This is a genomic window from Sanguibacter hominis ATCC BAA-789 (assembly GCF_012396185.1).
Taxonomy (GTDB): Bacteria; Actinomycetota; Actinomycetes; order Actinomycetales; family Cellulomonadaceae; genus Flavimobilis; species Flavimobilis hominis.
On record NZ_JAAXOW010000006.1, the window covers coordinates 1 to 19841 of the forward strand.

Genomic DNA, 19841 nt, shown 5'->3' on the forward strand with positions numbered 1-19841 from the left:
GCCGAGGGCCGGCGGACGTCGTGACGAAGTCCGCCGGCCCGACGCCGTACCTGCCCGCCACGCGGGCGAACATCCCCCCACCGCTGCGTCCTGACGCAGCACCAGAATTGGAGTCGACGTGGCCGTGACCAGCTCACCCACATCGTCCGAGACGTCCGCCGAGACACCAGGCGGAGAGGTCCGGACCGGCGCAGACCGCGCACCGGCAGCGCCCGACGGCGCCACCGTCGCCGCCGAGGTCTTCCTGCGCACCTCGGGAGCCCGACGGCTCGCCGACAAGATCTTCCACGGCGTCTCGGCAGCCGCCGGCGTGACCATCCTCGTGGTGCTCGCCGCGGTGGCCGGGTTCCTCGTCCTCCGCGCCTGGCCCGCACTGACCGCCTCGGACGACGAGCTCGCCAAGATCTCCTGGCTCAAGGGCGCCTCGATCCTCGAGTACGTCGGGCCCCTGATCTTCGGCACGCTCCTGTCCGCGTTGCTCGCCCTGCTGATCGCGGTGCCGCTCTCGGTGGGGATCGCGCTGTTCATCTCGCACTATGCGCCGCGCCGGGCGGCGCAGGCGCTCGGCTACGTCATCGACCTGCTCGCCGCGATCCCGTCGGTCGTGTACGGCCTGTGGGGCGCGCTGTGGCTGTCGGGCGTGCTCGACCCCGTCTTCCGGTGGTTCACCGACGTCCTCGGGTTCGTGCCGCTGTTCGAGGACTACACGGCCCCAGCCCGCAACGTCCTGATGGCCTCGACCGTCCTCGCCGTGATGATCCTGCCGATCATCACCGCGGTGGCTCGCGAGGTGTTCCTCCAGACGCCGGTCCTCCACGAGGAGGCGGCGCTCGCCCTGGGCGCCACCCGCTGGGAGATGGTCCGCACCGCGGTCCTGCCCTTCGGCCGGTCGGGCCTCGTGAGCGCGTCGATGCTGGGCCTGGGACGCGCGCTCGGCGAGACGATGGCCGTGCTGATGATCCTGTCGCCCGGCTACCTGTTCTCGTTCTTCCTGCTCAAGCCCGGGCAGCACCAGACGATCGCCGCGAACATCGCGGCGAAGTTCCCCGAGGCCTCGGGGCTGTCGGTGAGCGTCCTCATCGCGACCGGCCTCGCGCTGTTCGTCATCACCTTCGCGGTCAACATGGTGGCCCGCTGGATCATCTCGCGCCGCGCCGAGTTCTCGGGAGCCAACTGATGACTGCCATCGACACGAACGAGCCCACGACGGCGGCCCTGCTCAGCTCGGGCGGGTACCGCTCGCTGCCGCGCTGGGCGCCGTGGAGCGTGGCTGCCGGCTCCGTCGCGGTCGCCTTCCTGGTCCTGCTCGTGACGGGCACGCCGACGATCGTCTCGGTCGTGGCGTTCGGTGCGCTCGTGCACCTGGTGGTGCTGACCGTGCTGTCGCGGACGCTCGAGGGGCCGCGCCGCTCGGCGGACAGGCTCGCGACGACGCTCGTGACGTTCGCGTTCGCCCTCGCGCTCATCCCGCTCGTCTCCCTGCTGTGGACGGTCGGCTCCCGCGGGATGGGACTGTTGTCGGCGGAGTTCCTCACGACCGACATGGTCGGCGTGTTCGGCGACATGACCTCGGGCGGCGTGGTCCACGCGATCATCGGCACGCTCATGGTGACGCTCACCGCGACGCTGATCTCGGTGCCGATCGGGCTCCTGACGGCGATCTACCTCGTCGAGTACGGACGCGGCCCGGTCGCACGCGGGATCACGTTCCTCGTGGACGTGATGACGGGCATCCCGTCGATCGTCGCGGGCCTGTTCGCCTTCGCGCTGTTCACGCTCATCATGGGGCCCGCGTACCGGTCGGGGCTCATGGGTGCGGTCGCGCTCGCGGTCCTCATGACGCCCGTCGTCATCCGGTCGGTCGAGGAGATGCTGCGGCTCGTCCCGAACGAGCTGCGCGAGGCGTCGTACGCCCTCGGGGTGCCCAAGTGGCTCACCGTCGTCAAGGTCGTGCTGCGCACGTCGATCGCGGGCATCGTCACGGGCGTGATGCTCGCGATCGCCCGCGTGATCGGTGAGACGGCGCCCCTGCTGATCACGGTGGGCATCGTGACCCGGACCAGCTGGAACGTCACCGAGGGCCGGATGGCGACGCTGCCGGTGTTCGCCTACAACCAGTACCACCAGGGCGGTGTGGGCGTGGACCGCGCCTGGGCTGCGGCCCTGACGCTCATCCTCATCGTCATGCTCCTCAATCTCGTGGCCCGCGCGATCAGCCGCCTCTTCTCCCCGAAGACCGGCCGCTGAGCCGCTGCCCGGCCATCCCCCGAAAGGACCCTCCAGACATGTCCAAGCGCATCGACGTCTCCGACCTCAACGTCTTCTACGGCGACTTCCTGGCAGTCCAGGACGTCAACATGGTGATCGAGCCCAAGTCCGTGACCTCGCTCATCGGCCCGTCCGGCTGCGGGAAGTCCACCTTCCTGCGGACCCTGAACCGCATGCACGAGGTCATCCCGGGTGCTCGCGTCGAGGGGAAGGCCGTCATGGACGGCCAGGACCTCTACGCCCCGGACGTCGACCCGGTGCAGGTGCGGCGCCAGATCGGCATGGTGTTCCAGCGCCCGAACCCGTTCCCGACGATGTCGATCGCGGACAACGTCCTCGCGGGCGTCAAGCTCAACAACAAGCGCATCTCGAAGAGCGACGCGTCCGACCTGGTCGAGGAGTCGCTGCGCGGGGCCAACCTGTGGAACGAGGTGAAGGACCGTCTGGACCGGCCGGGCTCGTCGTTGTCCGGCGGGCAGCAGCAGCGCCTGTGCATCGCCCGGGCTATCGCGGTGAAGCCGCAGGTGCTGCTGATGGACGAGCCCTGCTCGGCGCTCGACCCGATCTCGACGCTCGCGATCGAGGACCTGATCTCGCAGCTGAAGAACGACTACACGATCGTCATCGTCACGCACAACATGCAGCAGGCGGCGCGCGTGAGCGACTCGACCGCGTTCTTCAACATCGCCGGGACGGGGCAGCCGGGCAGGCTCATCGAGATGGGCGACACCGCGACGATCTTCTCGTCGCCGACCGTGGCCGCGACCGAGGACTACATCTCGGGCCGCTTCGGGTGACCTGTGCGCCTGCCAGGCCCGTGCTCGTCCGGGTCGTGGTGCAGGCCGTCGAGACGCCCGCCCGGCTCGCCCGGGCGGACGACGAAGGCTCCGCTCCCGTGGGGGGAGGCGGAGCCTTCGTGCGTTCGCGCGACGCCGAGCTGGGCGCCGGTCCGGGGTCTCAGCTCGCGGCGGGGACCAGGTCTGCGTACTCGGGCAGCGTGCCGTCGAGGACGGGCACGAACACGGTCTCGCCCGTCGCGCCGTCGAGGCCGACGGTGAGCTGGGCGTTGGCGCCGGGTGCGGCGGTGGTCTGGTCGATCACGAGCTCGTCGCCCGTGCTGCCGCCGAGCAGGACCGTCGCGCCGGCGGGCACCTCGACGGTCACGTCACCGATCACGACGGACGCGGGCTCGGCGCCGTTGTTGACGACCCCGCCCTGCAGGGCGCCCGGGGCGCCCTCGGCGGCGGCGATGATCATGAGGTTCTGCACGCTGACGGTGTCCGAGACCGCGACGCGCACGCCGTCGGACGCGGCGTACTGGATCTTGGTGGTGATGGGGGAGCAGGCGCCGAGCCCGGCTGCGACGGCGAGGGCGATGCCGACGGCGAGGCCGCGGCGGGTCTGGTGGCGGTTCACGTGCTCTCCTGTGGTCGGGCGGGCCTGGAGGCCCTGGGGTCGTCGTGCCTCAGAACCGACGCCGTTGCGCACAGGTCCTACGTGAGGTCCTAGGTTGCGAGGTTCGCGCCGTGGTATCCGAGAGCCGAGGCCCACTCTAGTGGCTGAGGGTGCCGGAGGACGACCGTCGTTGCCGCCGTACGTGGCCGTTGCGAGCGTCGGCGGCGACCGCGCGGCACGCGCGCCAGCGCTGGTCGGGGAGGTGCGGGGGCGCAGACTACGCCTCCTTGGCCCAGATCGGCCAGATCCCTGGGAGAGTTGAGAACTTCGCATGATAAGATAAGGGTCCGCGAAAGGGGAATTTTGCCGATGACTTTCACAGTTGGGGAGACGGTCGTCTACCCGCACCACGGAGCAGCTCTGATCGAAGAGATCAAGGTCCGGACGATTCGCGGAGAGGAAAAGACCTACCTCAAGCTGAAGGTCGCCCAGGGCGACCTCACGATCGAGGTCCCGGCTGAGAACGTGGACCTCGTAGGCGTTCGTGACGTCGTCGGGCAGGAAGGCCTGGACCGCGTGTTCGAGGTCCTGCGCGCGCCGTACACCGAAGAGCCGACCAACTGGTCGCGCCGCTACAAGGCGAACCTCGAGAAGCTCGCGTCGGGCGACGTCATCAAGGTCGCCGAGGTCGTGCGCGACCTGTCGCGCCGCGACGCCGACCGTGGCCTGTCTGCAGGCGAGAAGCGCATGCTCGCCAAGGCCCGCCAGATCCTCGTCTCCGAGCTCGCGCTCGCTGAGCACACCGAGGAAGAGAAGGCCGAGGCGATCCTCGACGAGGTCCTCGCCTCCTGAGCCGCGCACGCCCGTACCGCGAGCCTCCACCCTCTGGGTGGAGGCTCGCGGCACGTCCGGGTGCCGGTCGAAGCCTGTCGCCCGGCGGCGCAGGCTGGCGCGAGCGTCGCAGCCGCGCGATAACCTTCGAGCGTGACGCGCGCTGCCCCGCCGCGCGGCGACGACCAGACCCGTCCGAGGAGCGCTCATGACCCTGCCCCGCACGGGGATCGGCGTGGACGTCCACGCCCTCGCCCCCCAGGACGCACCTCGCGAGCTCTGGCTCGCCGGCCTCCACTGGCCCGGTGAGCGCGGCCTCGCAGGCCACTCCGAGGCCGACGTCGCCGCCCACGCCGCCGCTGACGCCCTGTTCTCCGCATCCGGTCTCGGCGACCTCGGCTCGAACTTCGGCACGGCAGCCCCCGAGTGGGCCGGAGCCGCAGGGGCGACCCTCCTCGCCGAGGCCGCTCGTCGGGTCCGCGAGGCGGGGTTCGAGATCGGCAACGTCGCCGTCCAGGTGATCGGCAACCGCCCGAAGATCGGGACGCGTCGCGCCGAGGCGCAGGACGCCCTGAGCGCCGCCGCCGGCGCACCCGTCACCGTCACCGCGACGACCACGGACGGGCTCGGGCTCACGGGCCGCGGCGAGGGGGTCGCCGCGATCGCGACCGCGCTCGTCGTGCCGAGCAGCGCGCCCGGCCGCTGACCCCCGCCTCAGTGCGTCATCGGACGTCGTGAGCGGGGCAGCCCGCTCACGACGAGGTCGTACGCATCCTCGACGAGCTGCTCGAGCAGCCCGGGATCCAGGTCCGGGTGCAGCACGACCGACACCCAGTGCTTCTTGTTCATGTGCCAGCCCGGTAGCACGTCGTCGTGCGCCGCGACGAGGCCGGGCACGAGCTCCGGCTCCGCCTTGAGGTTCACGTGCCAGTGCTCGCCCCCGACCTTCGGGTTCCGGGTGAGCAGCGCGAAGATCTTCTGCGCGACACGGAACGTCTCCGCCCCGGGACCGAACGGGAAGTCCGACGTCGCGTCCGGCAGGTCGAGGCACAGCAGACGGCAGGCGCGCGCCTCGGGCGACAGGTCGTCGGTCACGAGGTCGCCGGGCACCGACGCGTCGTCCGCGCTCACCGGCCGAGCACCCGCTCGAGGTACCGGTTCGTGAAGACCCCGTCCGGGTCGACGGCGTCGCGCACCGCCAGGAAGTCGTCGAACCGCGGGTAGAGCTCGCGCAGCCGCTCCGCCCCGAGCGTGTGGACCTTGCCCCAGTGCGGCCGCCCGTCGTACGCGGACGCGATCTCCTGCACCGCCGCGAAGTACCGCGACGCGTCGGTCCGCCAGAACTGGTGGACCGCGACGTACGCCGTCGGGCGGCCGTACGACGTCGACAGCCACACGTCGTCCGCCCGTGCGAAACGCACCTCGACGGGGAAGGACACCCGCTCGGCCGTCCGCGCGAACCAGTCCTGGACGTCCCGCAGCACCTCCCCGACCGTGTCGAGCGGTACCGCCCACTCGGACTCGACGAACCGCACGCGGCGCCGCGACACGAACACCTCGTACGACGGCGCCGTGAAGCGTCGCGCACCGAGAGCGCGCGACGACACCCGGTTGATCGTCGGGATCGCTGCAGGCACGGCGTGCGCGAGGCGGTTCGTCAGCTCGAAGACGCCGTTCGACAGCAGCTCGTCGTCGACCCAGCCGCGCAGCGCGTCGAGCGGGGCGTCGTCGAGCGCGCGCCGGGCGTTGCGCTTCGTCAGCGCGGTGCGCGTGTGCGGGAACCAGTAGAGCTCGGCATGGTCGCTCGCGAGGAACGAGCCGTCCGCGACCGCCTCGAGCGCGCGCTCGAGCGGCCACGGCTCTTCGCGCGCCTCGAGCACGTACGCGGGCTCGGCGCCGACCGTCACCGCGACGAGGATGCCGAGCGCGCCGAGGCCCAGGCGCGCGGCCTCGAACAGCTCGGTGTTCTCGTGGCGCGACGCACGGACGACGGACCCGTCGGCGACGACCACCTCGACCGCGCGCACCTGCGCCGCGAGGCCTGCGCCCGTCCCGGAGTCACCGCCCGTGCCGTGCGTCCCCGTCGAGATCGCGCCCGCGACCGACTGCCGGTCGATGTCGCCGAGGTTCGACAGCGCGAGCCCGTGCGACGCGAGCGCGTCGTTGAGCGCGTGCAGCCGGATCCCTGCGCCGACCCGCACCTCGTGCGTGACACGCCCCTCGGGCGTGGGCAGCCGGACGGGCTGGTCGACGTGGTCGAGTGCGTCGATCGAGAGCATCACCCCGTCCGTCGTCGCGACCGGGGAGAAGGAGTGCCCCGCGCCGACCGCACGCACGGTCAGACCCAGCGTGCGCGCGCGCTGCACGACCGTCACGACGTCGTCGACCGAGCGTGCCGCGAAGCGGTGCGCAGGGCTGCAGGACGCCGAGCCGCCCCAGGTCGTCCACGGCTGCTGCGGTGGGCGGGCGACGTCGCCCGCGCGGGAGGAGATGGCCACACCGCACTATCCGCGCACGTCGCCGCGTGAGTCAATGGTCCGGGAGAAGGAGGAGCCATGGGCCTGAGGGAACGTCTCGACACCGCGACCGCACACCTCGCCGGACCGCTCGTTGTCGTCGACCTGGACGCGTTCGAGGCGAACGCCGACGACCTCGTGCGGCGCGCCGGCGGTACGCCCGTGCGGCTCGCCTCGAAGTCGGTGCGCGTGCGCGGCCTCGTCGACGCGGCGCTCGCCCGGCCGGGGTGGGCGGGCGTCATGGCCTTCTCGCTCGCTGAAGCGTGCTGGCTCGTCGAGCACGGGCACGACGACGTCCTCGTCGGCTACCCGACGGTCGACCGCGGCGCCCTCGCCGCGCTCGCGGCCTCACCGGCCGCGCGTCGTGCGATCACCCTCATGGTCGACGACGTCGCGCAGGTCGCGCTGGCCGCGCACGCCGTGCGGGAGCACTCGCGCCTGGGCGGCGCGGACGGCTCCCCCGTGCGGCTGTGCCTCGACGTCGACGCGTCGCTCCGGCTCGGCGTCGGGCGGTGGCGCGCCCATCTCGGGGTGCGGCGCTCGCCCGTGCACACGCCTGCCGAGGCTGCCGCGCTCGCCGCGGCCGTCGCGGCGTACGACGGGGTCGACGTCGTCGGGCTCATGTTCTACGAGGCGCAGGTCGCCGGGCTGCCCGACTCGAGCCCGGCCGTGCGGCTCGTGAAGCGCATGTCCGTCGCGGACCTCGCCGTGCGCCGCGCACAGGTGCGTCGCGCGGTCGAGGCCGCCCTCGGGCGCGCCGTCACCCTCGTGAACTCCGGTGGGACCGGCTCGCTCGAGACGAGCGCCGCCGACCCGACCGTCACCGAGGTGACGGCCGGCTCCGGCCTGTACGTGCCCGGCCTGTTCGACGACTACCGCACGGTCGCCCGACGTCCCGCCGCGTTCGTCGGGCTCGACGTCGTGCGCCTTCCGCGCGACGGCATCGCGACCGCGTTCGGCGGTGGCTACGTCGCGTCCGGCCCCGCGAGCAAGAGCCGCCTGCCGCGGCTCGCCTTCCCCGCGGGCATGCGCTACGTCAGCACGGAAGGCCCGGGCGAGGTGCAGACCCCGCTGCGGCTCCCGCGCGGCACCACAGCCCGGGTCGGGGAGCGCGTGTGGATGCGGCACGCGAAGGCCGGCGAGGTCATGGAGCGGGTGACCCACGTCCACCTCGTGCGGGGCGACCGCATCGAGCGGACCCTGCCCACCTACCGGGGAGAGGGCAGGGCATTCGCCTGAACGCGCTGCCAGCGGGGGCAGATGCCCCGCGGACGGTAGCCTTGGAGCCGTGACCCTACGCCTGTACGACACAGCGACGCGCCAGGTGCGCGACTTCCAGCCGCGGACACCCGGCAAGGTCGGCATCTACCTCTGCGGCGCCACCGTGCAGAGCGCACCCCACATCGGGCACATGCGCTCTGCCGTCGCGTTCGACGTGCTCGTCCGCTGGCTGCGCCGCACGGGACTCGAGGTCACGATGATCCAGAACGTCACGGACATCGAAGACAAGATCATCGCGAAGGCCGCCGAGGCGGGCCGACCCTGGTGGGCGCACGCCTACCTCAACGAGCAGGCGTTCACCGAGGCGTACGACTCGCTCGGCGTGCTGCGCCCCACGTACGCGCCGCACGCGACCGCGCACGTGAGCGACATGGTCGAGCTCATGGAGCAGCTCGTCGAGCGTGGCCACGCCTACACGACGACGCCCGGCAACGTGTTCTTCGACGTGCAGTCCTGGGCCGAGTACGGCTCGCTCACGAACCAGCGCCCCGAGGACCTCACGGTCGCCGCCGACTCCGACGGTGACGAGCTCGGCAAGCGCAACCCGCACGACTTCGCGCTGTGGAAGGCGAGCCGTCCCGGCGAGCCCGAGACGGCGTCGTGGCCGACCCCGTTCGGCCGTGGCCGCCCCGGCTGGCACCTCGAGTGCTCCGCCATGGCACGCCGCTACCTCGGCTCCGCCTTCGACATCCACGGTGGCGGGCTCGACCTGCGGTTCCCGCACCACGAGAACGAGCAGGCGCAGTCGCGAGCCGCCGGCGACGAGTTCGCCGGGCTGTGGATGCACTCCGCGTGGGTCACCCAGGGCGGCACGAAGATGAGCAAGTCGCTCGGCAACGGGCTGCTCGTCACGGAGCTGCTGGGCCGCGCCCGCGCCGTCGTCGTCCGCTACGCGCTCACGGCGGTCCAGTACCGCTCGATGATCGAGTGGAGCGAGGACACGCTCGCGGACGCGGAGGCGACCTGGGCGCGACTCGAGGGCTTCGTCGAACGGGCCTCCGAGCATGTCAGCACGGTGACCGACGACGAGGTGCGCACGGCCGAGCTGCCCGCAGCGTTCGTCGACGCGATGAACGACGACCTCAACGTGTCCGTCGCGCTCGCAGCCGTCCACGAGGCCGTGCGCGCCGGCAACTCGGCCCTCGCCGCCGGGCAGGTCGCGGAGGTGCGCGAGGCGCTCGTGCAGGCCCGGGCGATGCTCGACGTCCTCGGCCTCGACCCCGTGTCGGGCACCTGGGCGAGCAGCACGACCGACGACCGCGCAGCGCGCGCGCTCGACGCGCTCGTCACCGCCGAGCTCGAGCGGCGGGCCGCCGCACGCGCCGAGCGAGACTTCGCGACCGCGGACGCCGTCCGCGACCGCCTCACCGCCGCCGGGATCGTGGTGGAGGACTCCCCGAACGGAGCCCGCTGGTCCCTGGCCGCCGACACTCCGAAGGACGAGAACTGATGGCAGGCAACTCCCAGCGCCGAGGCGCGACCCGCAAGCCGGGCTCCAAGAAGGGCGCCCGCGTCGGCACCGGCGGCCACAGCCGCAAGGCTCTCGAGGGCAAGGGGCCCACGCCCAAGGCCGAGGAGCGCCCGTACCACCCGGCCTACAAGGCGAAGGAGGCCGCGGAGCGCCGCGGCGCCGCGCAGCGTCGCGGCAGCCAGGCCGGACGCCGCAGCGGCGGCGGACGGTCCTCGACCCACGAGATGGTGGCCGGGCGCAACTCGGTCCTCGAGGCGCTGCGCGCCGACATCCCCGTGACGACCGTCTACATCGCGTCCCGTCTCGAGGCGGACGACCGCACCAAGGAGATCCTGCTGATCGCCTCGGAGCGACGCATGAACCTCCTCGAGGTGACCAAGCCCGAGCTCGACCGCCTGACCGACGGCGCCGTGCACCAGGGTGTCGCGCTCCAGGTCCCGCCGTACGAGTACGCGGACGTCGACGACCTGCTCGACGCCGCAGCCGCGTCCGGTCGGGCCCCGCTCGTCGTCGCGCTCGACTCGATCACCGACCCGCGCAACCTCGGTGCTGTCCTGCGCTCCGCGGGTGCGTTCGGCGTGCACGGCGTGCTCGTGCCCGAGCGGCGCGCCGCGTCCATGACGGCTTCGGCATGGAAGGTGTCCGCCGGTGCCGCGGCGCGCGTGCCAGTCGCCCGGGTCACCAACCTCGTGCGCGCCCTCGAGACGCTCCGCGAGGCCGGCTGCTTCGTCGTCGGGCTCGACGCCGGCGGCGACGTCTCCGTGCGCGACCTCCCCTATGCGGCGGACCCGCTCGTGCTCGTCGTCGGGTCTGAGGGCAAGGGCCTCTCGCGGCTCGTCCGCGAGACGTGCGACGTGATCGCGTCGATCCCGATCGCGTCCGAGACCGAGTCGCTCAACGCCGGCGTCGCGGCGGGCATCGCCCTCTACGAGGTCGCAGGCCAGCGCGACTGAGGGCTGACGCAGAGCACGAAGGGCGGGCGCTGAGCGCCCGCCCTTCGTTGCGTCCGACCCCCTGCGGCCAGGGATGCGGTGCGGTCCAGGCCTCTTCGGGCCGGGCACCGGGTGACTAGCCTCCGAGCAGCGCCGCCTCGTCGCGACGGTGCCGCAGGACGTTCATGACATAGCTCGCGGTCGCCTCGCTCATCGGGACGTCACGACGCTGCTGCTGCGAGATGTACCAGCGGTGGTCGAGGATCTCGTGGAACATCTGCGCCGCCTCGAGCTTCCCCCGCATCTCGCGCGGGACCGCGCGCACGGCAGGCTCGAAGACGCTGGTGACCCAGTCGTGCGCGACGAACTCCTCGTCCTCGTCCTGGCGCCCGCCCGACGCGCGGTACTCGTCGAGGTCGTTGAGCAGGCGGCGCGCCTGGTTCTCCTGGACGTCGAGACCGGTCAGGTGCAGCAGCCGGCGCGAGTGGTGGCCAGCGTCGACCACCTTGGGCTGGATGCGGACCGTCGTGCCGTCGTCGTGCGTCGAGATGCTCAGCTCGCCCACGTCGAAGCCGAGCGCGTTGAGCCGCTCGATGCGCGCCGAGACACGCCAGCGCTCGTTCGAGCCGAACGACTCCTCGTCCGTCAGCGCCGCCCAGAGCTCGTTGTACCGGGCGACGAGCGCGTCACCGATCGCGACCGTGTCGACGGAGTCCTCGAGCAGCTCGCCAGCGGCGAGGTCCATGAGCTCGCCGATGATGTTCGTCCGTGCGAGGTCCACGTCGTAGTTGCGCTGGCCGTCGGTCAGCTTCTCGTGCATGTCGCCCGTCTCGGCGTCGACGAGGTAGGCCGCGAAACGGTCCGCGTCTCGCCGGAACAACGTGTTCGACAGCGACACGTCACCCCAGTAGAAGCCGACGAGGTGCAGACGCACGAGCAGGACCGCGAGCGCGTCGATCAGACGCGTCGCAGTCTCCGGGCGCAGCTCCTGGCTGAAGAGCGCGCGGTACGGGAGCGAGAACTGCAGGTGCTTCGTCAGGAGCACCGCCTCGAGCGGCTCACCCTCGGGCGACCGTCGGCCGGTGATGACACCGACCGGCTCGACGCACGGCACGCCGCCGATGCGGTTGAGCTGACGCAGCAGCTCGTACTCGCGGTAGGCGACGGACTCGCCGATCTCCTTGATCGCGATGACGCCGGAGTCGACACGGACGAACCGCACGATGTGCCGGGAGAGGCCGCGCGGGAGCGCGGCGATGATCTCCTCCGGCCACGACTCCAGCGGGATGTGCCACGGCAGGTCGAGGAGCGCGGGGTCCGGGGAGACGGCGGAGATGGTGAGCTGCTGCTGCACGGTGGCCTCGAGACGAGAGGAGGGGCGAGAAGAGATGGCTGTCACCAGCATAGGAGGGTGCTGGTACGCCCGAGGGGGCGGACCCGGACGAGCCGGACCGCCCCCTCGGGGTGCAGCGGGAACCGATCAGGTGATCAGTTCGGCAGACGCAGGCCGGAACCGGCGGCGAACAGGTGCTCCTCGCCGGGGCGGATCGCGACGTAGATGCGCTCGCCCTTGGCGGGCACGTTGCGCGGGTCGATACGGATGATGATCTGGTTGTCGCCAGCACCCGAGTGGAGGTCCGCGTCAGCGAGCGAGCCGCGGAGCGTGCCGTAGACGAACGCGTCGGAGCCGAGCTCCTCGACGATGTTGACCTCGACCGGGAACGCGGACGCCTCGGCCTGCGACACGACGTCGAGCGCCTCGGGGCGGAAGCCCAGGGTGATCTTGTTGTCGTCCTCGGGCTTGAGGGCAGCCACGGCGGCACGCGACACGGGGATCCGCGCCGGGCCGACCTCGGCGATGCCGCCGTTGACGCGGAACGTGCCGAGGTTCATCGCGGGCGAGCCGATGAAGCCGGCGACGAACACGTTGGCGGGCGTGTCGTACATGTCGCGCGGGGTGCCGACCTGCTGGAGCAGACCGTCCTTGAGGACCGCGATGCGGTCACCCATCGTGAGCGCCTCGGTCTGGTCGTGGGTGACGTAGACCGTGGTGACGCCGAGGCGACGCTGCAGCGACGCGATCTGCGTACGCGTCTGGACGCGGAGCTTGGCGTCGAGGTTCGACAGCGGCTCGTCCATGAGGAACACCTGCGGCTGGCGGACGATCGCGCGACCCATGGCGACACGCTGACGCTGACCACCGGAGAGCGCCTTCGGCTTGCGGTCGAGGTACTCGGTGAGGTCGAGGATCTTGGCAGCCTCCTCGACGCGCTGGCGGATCTCCGCCTTCGGCGTGCCGGCGATCTTGAGCGCGAAGCCCATGTTGTCGGCGACCGTCATGTGCGGGTACAGCGCGTAGTTCTGGAAGACCATCGCGATGTCGCGGTCCTTCGGCTGGACGTCGGTCACGTCGCGGTCGCCGATGAGGATGCGGCCGGAGTTGACGTCCTCGAGGCCCGCGAGCATGCGGAGCGAGGTGGACTTACCACAGCCCGAGGGGCCGACGAGGACGAGGAACTCGCCGTCCTCGATGTGGAGGTCGAGCTGGTCCACCGCGGGACGCTCGGTCCCTGGGTAGACGCGAGAAGCCTTGTCGTAAGTGACGGTAGCCATAGCTGTCGCCAATCCCTTCACCGGCAGGTACGTGCCGGACGATCCGAGTGAAGAGTGCCATGTAGCTGCGGGTCCAGTAGATGTCCTCGCTGACACGACGTCTGCCGACGGTGGCAGGCGCTACGGGTCATCCTGCCACATCAGACGGGTGCCTCGGAGAGACCCAGGTCACAGACGTCCGGTCAGGTGGCCTGCACCGGCCCGGTCAGCAGGTCGGCGAGGCGCGCCAGCACGTGCGCGGCCTCGTCAGGTCCGGCGACGCGATGCCGGGCGACGGTCTCGCCCGGCCCCACCCTGACCGACACGTCGTCGTCGCGGAGGACGGCGAAAGCACGCTCGTCCGTCACGTCGTCGCCCATGTAGAAGACCGCGCGCGCCCCTGCCTCGGCGCGCAGCGCGTCGAGCGCCTGTCCCTTCGACGTAGCGACGACCCCCGTCTCCACGACGTCCTTGCCGCGCATGGCCGGTAGGCCGAGCGACCCGGACGCCGCGACGGCGTCCAGAGAGGCACGTGCCGCGTCGTCGGGCGAGGCGAGGCGGACGTGGAGGACCGCCGCGGTCGGCTTGTGCTCGACCCACGCCCCCTCGGCGCCCTGCGCGATCGCCTCGAACGCGGCCGTGAGACGTGCCAGCCGCTCCGCCTTGTCCGTGTCCAGGGTGACAGGCGAGTGCTCGAGGCCCTTGGCGGTCATGTGGCCCCGCTCGGCTCCGTGGCTGCCCACGAGCAGCGTTCCCGCGGGGACGCGGGACACTCGCGCCAGGTCCTCGAGGCGGCGCCCGCTCACGAGGGCGAGGCGTGCCACCTCAGGAGCGCACGCCGCGAGGCGCGCGAGCGCGGCCGCAGCCCCGGGGGTCGGGCGGGACGCGTCGGGCTGGTCCACCAGCCTCGCGACGACGCCGTCGAAGTCGGTCGCGACGAGCACGGGGCCGCTCGCGGCCTCGGGAACGCCGCGAGCGTCGCCCGCGAGGCGGGAGAGGTCGCGCTCGAGAGCGTCAGGGAGCTGGCGTGCAGGGTCAGGCACCGGCGTGCTCCAGCGCTTCCTCGGTCGTCGCCTCCGGGTCGGGCGCGCCGAGCGACTCGGCTGCGAGCTCGCGTGCTGCAGCGGGGGAGCCCGGCTCGGGGACGGCCCGGAGCGTGTCGAGGAAGCTGCTCGCCCACGCGGCGACGTCCTTCTCCATGACGACGCGCCGCAACCTGCGCATCCGGCGACGCATCTCCCGCGGGTCCATCTGCGCCGCGCGGACCAGGATCTCCTTGAGCCCGTCGATGTCGTGCGGGTTGCACAGGAGCGCCCCCTTGCCGAGCTCGTCGGCGGCACCCGTGAACTCCGAGAGCACGAGCACGCCGCGGTCGTCCGAGCGCGCGGCCACGTACTCCTTCGCGACGAGGTTCATGCCGTCGCGCAGCGACGTCACGAGGAGGACGTCAGCAGCCAGGTACAGCGCCGCCATCTCCTCCGCGGGGTAGGAGTGGTGCATGTAGTTGATGACGCTGTGGCCGATCTCGCCGTAGTCGCCGTTGATGCGGCCGACGAGGCCTTCGACGTCTTCGCGGAGCTGCTGGTACGCGTCGACGTTCTCCCGGCTCGGGCTCGCGACCTGCACGAGGGTCGCGTCCTTGACGTCGAGGCGGCCGTCCGCGATGAGCTCCCCGTACGCCTTGATGCGGTGGCGGATGCCCTTCGTGTAGTCGAGCCGGTCGACGCCGAGCATGACCACCTTGGGGTTGCCGAGCTCGGACCGGATCTCGCGGGCGCGCTCCTGGACCTCGGGGGTGCGGGCGAGCGCGTCGAACCGGGCGGAGTCGATCGAGATGGGGAAGGCCTGGACGTGGGCGAGGCGGTAGGCCGGGCCCGGGAGGGGGCCCGACGAGCTGCGCGGGGCCTTGGCCGGGACCGTGACGACCCGACCGCGGACGTTGTGCCCGGTGAGCCTGCGCGCGACGCGGAGGAAGTTCGCGGCGTCGCCGGCACGCTGGAAGCCGATCACGTCCGCGCCGAGGAGCCCTTCGATGATCTGCGTGCGCCACGGGAGCTGGCTGAAGATCTCGAGCGAGGGGAACGGGATGTGGTCGAAGAAGCCGATGCGCAGGTCAGGGCGCAGCGTCCGGAGCATCGCCGGGACGAGCTGGAGCTGGTAGTCATGCACCCACACCATCGCCCCCGGGGCGGCTGCGGCCGCGGCGGCGCGGGCGAACCGGTGGTTGACGCGGCGGTAGGCGTCCCACCACTGACGGTGGTAGGACGGCGTCTCGATGACGTCGTGGTAGAGCGGCCACAGCGTGTCGTTCGAGAAGCCCTCGTAGTAGCTCTCGACGTCCTCGGAGGTCAGCGTGACCGGGACGCAGCGGATCCCGCTCGCGTCGAACGGGTCGTGCTCGACGTCGGCCGTGCCGGACCAGCCGACCCAGGCGCCGTCGGCGCCCTCCATGACCGGCGCGAGCGCGGTCACGAGGCCGCCGGGGGACCGCTTCCAGGAGACGGAGCCGTCCTCGGCGGCGGTGAAGTCGACGGGCAGGCGGTTGGCGACGACGACGAGGTCGTACTCGCCGGGCTCAGCGACGTCCGACGGGGACGGAGCAGAGCGGGGCGTCAGGGCGGTGCGCGGGTGCCCGGGGGTCGCCGGACCGCTCGGGGAGTCTCCCAGCGGGGTGGCGTTGTCGCTCGGGCTCGGGCGGGTCGGCATCAGTTCTCTCCCTGTCTCAGGTTCACGGGTGGCGCGGCGGCGCTCCGCGGCTGATCTGCTTTGCGTGAAGTTGACCTGACTTTGCTCGCTTTTGGCGCTCCACGAGCATACCGGTGCCCTGTCGCCCCCGCCCGGCGAGAGGAGGAGGAAGCGGGGAGCGTCACACCCCGAGACGCCTGCGCGTCCTCTGGCAGTAGCTCACCGGCGTTTACCCGGCAGGAGACGCGACCTCGCCGCGAGCCGCAGCGCGCGCCGCCCCGCGGGTGCCCGAGGACTCGACTACCGTGCCGTTATGGAGCGCAGCGAGAGGACTCCCGGCGACGACGTAGGCGGCTACACGATCGTGCGGCCGCTCGGCACAGGTGCGACCGGGACGGTGTACGTCGCCGAGGACGGCGGCGGCACCCAGGTCGCGCTCAAGGTCCTCCACCCCGCGTACGCGGCCACGCCCGACTCCCGCGACCGCCTCCTGCGCGAGGTCGCCTCGATGCGCAAGGTCCGCGACGACGCGTTCGTCACCGTCCTCGACGCCGAGGCGGACGGCCACGAGGCGTTCATCGTCATGGAGCTCGTCGACGGCCCGAGCCTCGAGGACGAGGTCCTCGGCGGCGGCCCTTTCGATGCCGAAGACCTGCTCGAGCTCGCCGAGAAGCTCGCGCGAGCACTGCGGTCGGTCCACGCGGCGGGACTCGTCCACCGGGACGTCAAGCCGTCCAACATCCTGCTCGCCGAGCACGGCCCCGTGCTGATCGACTTCGGCATCGCGCAGGCGACCGCCGACTCCCGGCTCACCTCGCACGGGTTCGTCATGGGTACCCCGGGCTACCTCGCGCCGGAGCTGCTCGACGGCGCCGAACCGTCCCCTGCCGGGGACTGGTGGGGCTGGGCCGCGGCGCTCGCGTTCGCCGTCACGGGCCGTGCGCCGTTCGGCGTCCGCCCGCTCGAGGCCGTCCTCGGCCGGGTACGTGCCGGTGAGGTGGACCTCGCGGGAGCAGGGCCCCTCACCGCGGAGGCGCTGCGCGGCGCGCTCGATCCGGACCCCGCCCGGCGGACCTCGCCCGACGAGGTCATCGAGGCGTTGCGTGACGCCGTCGGCACCGGCGAGGAGCACGAGCTCGTCCCGACCGCCGCGCCCGGCGTCCCCCGCCCGGTCGTCGTCACCGTCCCCCTCGACGCGGCTTCGGACCTGCCCGCGGACCTCGTCGAGCGCGAAGGTGTCGGCCCGTACGGCGAAGGGGTCTCCCGCGCCCCTCTGACGGGCGACGTGCCCGTCGAGCGGACCGCGGTCCTGCGCGTCCCCACCGGCGTGTTCGAGCAGCCCGCGGCCGACGACGAGGACGCGGCCGAGCCCGCCACGGTCGGCGCGCTGCCGCCCTGGCAGGACATCGTCGACCGCGACCGGGTCCCGACGACCGCGCTCCCCGCAGACGGCCCCGGGCGCACGCTCGCCCTCCCGCAGCACGACGACACGGGTGCGGTCCCGCCCCCCGACCTCGGCGCGGCCGCTCGCCGCGAGCCGGACCCGGACGAGCACGGCTCCGACGAGCACGGCATGGTCGAGCCCGAGCCCGAGCCCGAGCACGAGCTCGAGCACGACGGGTACGAGCGGCCGCACCACGGGCGCCGCCCCGTCGCCCTCCTGGCGCTCGCCGCCCCGCTCTGCGCGCTCGCGGGGCTGTTTCCCGTCGCGACGTTCATCGGGATCGCCATCCTCGTGCTGCTTCTACGGTCGGTCTCCGTCACGACCGACGCCCTGCACACGCGCCGCGAGGAGCGTGGCGTGCGCCGCGGCGACGCGCTCCGGGCCGCAGGCGCCTACCCCTGGTACCTGCTGCGCGCGCTGACGACCATGATCCCCGGGCTGCTCGTCGCGGCGAGCGTCACCGTGACCGTGCTCGGCACGCTCTGGTGGCTGCTGCAGACCAACCGCTGGGTGCCCGTGCCGCGCGGTGAGGCGCCCGCCGCGGTGCTCACCGGCGGTGTGCTGCGCGGCCCGGACGGAGAGGTGGTCGCGGCTCTCGGCACGCAGAACGCGAGCTGGGTGTTCGTCGTCGCGCTCGCGGTCACCGCGCTCGTGACCCTGCTCGTCCTGTGGTTCGGACCCATGTCGTGGCCTGCGCGCGACGGCGCCCGCACGCTGCTCGGGCACCTCGCGCCCGGCCGCGGCGGGACGGTCTTCGCGGTGCTGGTCGGTATCGCGCTCACCGCCCTCCTCGTGCTGTGGGCGGTCGTCGACAAGCCGATCGTCTGGTGGCCGTTCGGCGGACCGCCCGACCTGTCCTGACGCCGACCGCCCGCCAGTCCGTGCCGGGTCGCGCTGGCGCAGGGGAGTGCCGTCTCCCAGCGCCGTGGGCTACCCTCGGCGCGTGGACCTGCGACTGCTCTCGACCGCGACGCGCGCCGTGCGCGTCGTGACCGCTGCGGTCTTCGTGCTGGTCGTCGTCGGGCAGACGTGCGCGAACGTCGGCGTCGCCCTGTCGCAGCGCGGCCTCGCCCTGACGAGCGGCTGCCTCTCCGACCAGCTCGGTCTGGGCTGGTGGGGTACCCACCTCGCGATGGTCCGGACGTCGGCCGAGTGCCCGGAAGGAACGCTCGCGGTCGGCGGCGAGCCTGGCGTCGCCGCCGCGGTCGTCGTGTCGGTCGCGCTGCCCGCCCTCCTCGCCCACGCCCTCGCCGCGCTCGTCAGCGCGGGAACGCTCGGCGCCGTGCGCTCCGCCCTCCACGCCGTCGGGCACCTCCTCGGGCGCGCCACGGCGCGCCTCCCGCGCCCCGCCACCGTGCCCGACGTCGAGGCGCGGCCCAGCTTCGTGCGCACGGTCCACGAGCAGACCGCCCACACGCTGCGGCTCGCGCTCGCCCCGGTGCGCCGAGGCCCCCCGGTGCTCGTCCCCGCCTGACGGCCCCGCCGTCCCGGACCGACCACCCCCGCGCCGTCCCGGCGCCCCCAGACCTGAGGAAGATCATGGCCAAGAGCTCCAGCAACACCAACAAGCAGACTGCGCGCCAGCTGTCCGCGCAGATGCGCCAGGACGCAGCCCGACGCGAGAAGAGGTTCCGTCTCATCTCGATCGGCGTGCTCGTCGCCGCAGTCCTCGGCCTCGGCATCGCCGCCGTGCCGATCGTCAAGGGCTACCTCGACGAGAAGAACAAGTCCGCGCCCACGCTCGGCGACGTCACGCGTCCTTCGGTCGTCAACGCCGACGGCGGCATCACCGTCGGTGCTGACGGCGCCGCAGGCTCGACCGGCGGCGCGGACGCCGTCGAGGTGGCGACGTACGTCGACTACATGTGCCCGGCGTGCGGTGCGTTCGAGGACGCGACGGTCGGCCAGATGGACCAGCTCCGCGAGGCAGGTCTCGTCACCCTCGTCGTGCAGCCCGTCGCGATCCTCAACCGCTACTCGCAGGGCACCGAGTTCTCGACGCGCGCAGGTGCCGCTGCCGTATACGTCGCCGCGAACGCCCCGGAGCAGTTCCTCGCGTTCCACACGGCGATGTTCGCCAACCAGCCCGAGGAGAACTCCAAGGCGCTGACCAACAAGGAGATCGGCGCGATCGCGCTGACCGCGGGCGTCCCTGCCGAGGTCTCCGACGCGATCGCCAGCGACAAGGCGGAGGACGAGTACGCCGACTGGATCGACGCGCAGACGGCCGACGTCGCGGAGCGTCCCGAGCTCCAGTCCGAGCGGGGCTTCTCGACGCCGACCGTCACGATCGCGGGCAAGCGCTGGGACGGTAACTGGACCGTCGAGGGTGCGCTCGTCCAGGCCGTCAACGAGGCCTCCGGCTCGACCGAGGGCTGACGCAGGAGGGTCCCGCCCGGAGGCGGTGGTGCCGACCACCGCCTCCG

Annotated in this window: 18 protein-coding genes; 11 read left to right on the forward strand and 7 right to left on the reverse strand. The window is 72.3% G+C overall.

The features are described from left to right. Positions 1 to 124 precede the first annotated feature (124 nt). From pstC to pstB, 3 genes are read left to right on the forward strand one after another with little or no spacing between them, the layout of a single operon-like run. Complete coding sequence (pstC, locus tag HF995_RS13015; protein ID WP_434060867.1) at positions 125 to 1177, forward strand: phosphate ABC transporter permease subunit PstC; 1053 nt, start codon at positions 125 to 127, stop codon at positions 1175 to 1177. Next, on the forward strand, positions 1177 to 2247 hold the full coding sequence (gene pstA / locus HF995_RS13020; protein WP_168448254.1) for a phosphate ABC transporter permease PstA: 1071 nt from the start codon (positions 1177 to 1179) through the stop codon (positions 2245 to 2247). Before pstC ends, pstA begins: the two co-directional genes overlap by 1 nt. 38 nt (positions 2248 to 2285) lie before the next feature. Continuing rightward, positions 2286 to 3065: a phosphate ABC transporter ATP-binding protein PstB gene (gene pstB / locus HF995_RS13025; RefSeq protein ID WP_168448255.1), complete on the forward strand. Its 780-nt coding sequence runs from the start codon at positions 2286 to 2288 to the stop codon at positions 3063 to 3065. Positions 3066 to 3225: 160 nt separating this feature from the next. Here the strand turns inward: pstB and HF995_RS13030 are convergent, their stop codons facing one another. Continuing rightward, on the reverse strand, positions 3226 to 3684 hold the full coding sequence (locus tag HF995_RS13030) for a hypothetical protein (RefSeq protein ID WP_168448256.1): 459 nt from the start codon (positions 3682 to 3684) through the stop codon (positions 3226 to 3228). A gap of 348 nt (positions 3685 to 4032) precedes the next feature. Between HF995_RS13030 and HF995_RS13035 the strand changes: the two genes are divergently transcribed. Beyond that, on the forward strand, positions 4033 to 4515 hold the full coding sequence (locus tag HF995_RS13035; RefSeq protein WP_098458403.1) for a CarD family transcriptional regulator: 483 nt from the start codon (positions 4033 to 4035) through the stop codon (positions 4513 to 4515). Between the two features lie 187 nt (positions 4516 to 4702). Further along, on the forward strand, positions 4703 to 5200 hold the full coding sequence (ispF, locus tag HF995_RS13040) for a 2-C-methyl-D-erythritol 2,4-cyclodiphosphate synthase (RefSeq protein WP_168448257.1): 498 nt from the start codon (positions 4703 to 4705) through the stop codon (positions 5198 to 5200). A gap of 8 nt (positions 5201 to 5208) precedes the next feature. On the opposite strand, the gene HF995_RS13045 is transcribed toward ispF, so the two are convergent. Then, entirely contained in the window at positions 5209 to 5625 is a 417-nt protein-coding gene (locus HF995_RS13045) for an MmcQ/YjbR family DNA-binding protein (protein ID WP_350308908.1), read from the reverse strand. Then, positions 5622 to 6992, reverse strand: a complete 1371-nt coding sequence (locus HF995_RS13050) for a D-arabinono-1,4-lactone oxidase (RefSeq protein WP_350308909.1) — start codon at positions 6990 to 6992, stop codon at positions 5622 to 5624. The genes HF995_RS13045 and HF995_RS13050 overlap by 4 nt, the downstream gene beginning before the upstream one ends. Before the next feature lie 57 nt (positions 6993 to 7049). Here HF995_RS13050 and HF995_RS13055 point away from each other — a divergent pair, with 57 nt between their 5' ends. From HF995_RS13055 to rlmB, 3 genes are read left to right on the forward strand one after another with little or no spacing between them, the layout of a single operon-like run. Continuing rightward, positions 7050 to 8249 carry an alanine racemase gene (locus HF995_RS13055; RefSeq protein ID WP_168448258.1) on the forward strand — a complete coding sequence of 400 codons (1200 nt, stop codon included), beginning with the start codon at positions 7050 to 7052 and terminating at the stop codon, positions 8247 to 8249. Between the two features lie 49 nt (positions 8250 to 8298). Beyond that, positions 8299 to 9741 carry a cysteine--tRNA ligase gene (gene cysS, locus HF995_RS13060; RefSeq protein WP_168448259.1) on the forward strand — a complete coding sequence of 481 codons (1443 nt, stop codon included), beginning with the start codon at positions 8299 to 8301 and terminating at the stop codon, positions 9739 to 9741. After that, complete coding sequence (rlmB, locus tag HF995_RS13065; RefSeq protein WP_168448260.1) at positions 9741 to 10715, forward strand: 23S rRNA (guanosine(2251)-2'-O)-methyltransferase RlmB; 975 nt, start codon at positions 9741 to 9743, stop codon at positions 10713 to 10715. Before cysS ends, rlmB begins: the two co-directional genes overlap by 1 nt. A gap of 115 nt (positions 10716 to 10830) precedes the next feature. Here the strand turns inward: rlmB and HF995_RS13070 are convergent, their stop codons facing one another. From HF995_RS13070 to HF995_RS13085, 4 genes are all read right to left on the reverse strand, one after another. Then, complete coding sequence (locus tag HF995_RS13070) at positions 10831 to 12093, reverse strand: DUF4032 domain-containing protein (RefSeq protein ID WP_434060868.1); 1263 nt, start codon at positions 12091 to 12093, stop codon at positions 10831 to 10833. Positions 12094 to 12182: 89 nt separating this feature from the next. Continuing rightward, entirely contained in the window at positions 12183 to 13307 is a 1125-nt protein-coding gene (locus HF995_RS13075) for an ABC transporter ATP-binding protein (protein ID WP_168448262.1), read from the reverse strand. Between the two features lie 182 nt (positions 13308 to 13489). Continuing rightward, positions 13490 to 14329: a trehalose-phosphatase gene (gene otsB, locus HF995_RS13080; protein WP_168448263.1), complete on the reverse strand. Its 840-nt coding sequence runs from the start codon at positions 14327 to 14329 to the stop codon at positions 13490 to 13492. Next, positions 14322 to 15992, reverse strand: a complete 1671-nt coding sequence (locus HF995_RS13085) for an alpha,alpha-trehalose-phosphate synthase (UDP-forming) (protein WP_168448264.1) — start codon at positions 15990 to 15992, stop codon at positions 14322 to 14324. The genes otsB and HF995_RS13085 overlap by 8 nt, the downstream gene beginning before the upstream one ends. Positions 15993 to 16284: 292 nt before the next feature. On the opposite strand from HF995_RS13085, the gene HF995_RS13655 reads away from it, so the two are divergent. From HF995_RS13655 to HF995_RS13100, 3 genes are all read left to right on the forward strand, one after another. After that, complete coding sequence (locus HF995_RS13655; protein WP_210727498.1) at positions 16285 to 18276, forward strand: serine/threonine-protein kinase; 1992 nt, start codon at positions 16285 to 16287, stop codon at positions 18274 to 18276. A gap of 82 nt (positions 18277 to 18358) precedes the next feature. Next, a complete protein-coding gene (locus tag HF995_RS13095) occupies positions 18359 to 18889 on the forward strand; it encodes a hypothetical protein (protein WP_168448265.1) in 531 nt (176 codons plus the stop codon). A 65-nt stretch (positions 18890 to 18954) separates the two neighbouring features. Further along, on the forward strand, positions 18955 to 19794 hold the full coding sequence (locus tag HF995_RS13100; RefSeq protein WP_168448266.1) for a DsbA family protein: 840 nt from the start codon (positions 18955 to 18957) through the stop codon (positions 19792 to 19794). Positions 19795 to 19841 lie beyond the last annotated feature (47 nt).

Bases quoted from the DNA above. Each gene is read 5' to 3' on its own strand.
- pstA (WP_168448254.1), top strand. From the start codon at position 1,177: ATGACTGCCATCGACACGAACGAGCCCACGACGGCGGCCCTGCTCAGC.
- pstB (WP_168448255.1), top strand. From the start codon at position 2,286: ATGTCCAAGCGCATCGACGTCTCCGACCTCAACGTCTTCTACGGCGAC.
- HF995_RS13035 (WP_098458403.1), top strand. From the start codon at position 4,033: ATGACTTTCACAGTTGGGGAGACGGTCGTCTACCCGCACCACGGAGCA.
- ispF (WP_168448257.1), top strand. From the start codon at position 4,703: ATGACCCTGCCCCGCACGGGGATCGGCGTGGACGTCCACGCCCTCGCC.
- HF995_RS13055 (WP_168448258.1), top strand. From the start codon at position 7,050: ATGGGCCTGAGGGAACGTCTCGACACCGCGACCGCACACCTCGCCGGA.
- rlmB (WP_168448260.1), top strand. From the start codon at position 9,741: ATGGCAGGCAACTCCCAGCGCCGAGGCGCGACCCGCAAGCCGGGCTCC.
- HF995_RS13075 (WP_168448262.1), bottom strand. From the start codon at position 13,307: ATGGCTACCGTCACTTACGACAAGGCTTCTCGCGTCTACCCAGGGACC.
- HF995_RS13085 (WP_168448264.1), bottom strand. From the start codon at position 15,992: ATGCCGACCCGCCCGAGCCCGAGCGACAACGCCACCCCGCTGGGAGAC.
- HF995_RS13655 (WP_210727498.1), top strand. From the start codon at position 16,285: ATGGAGCGCAGCGAGAGGACTCCCGGCGACGACGTAGGCGGCTACACG.
- HF995_RS13100 (WP_168448266.1), top strand. From the start codon at position 18,955: ATGGCCAAGAGCTCCAGCAACACCAACAAGCAGACTGCGCGCCAGCTG.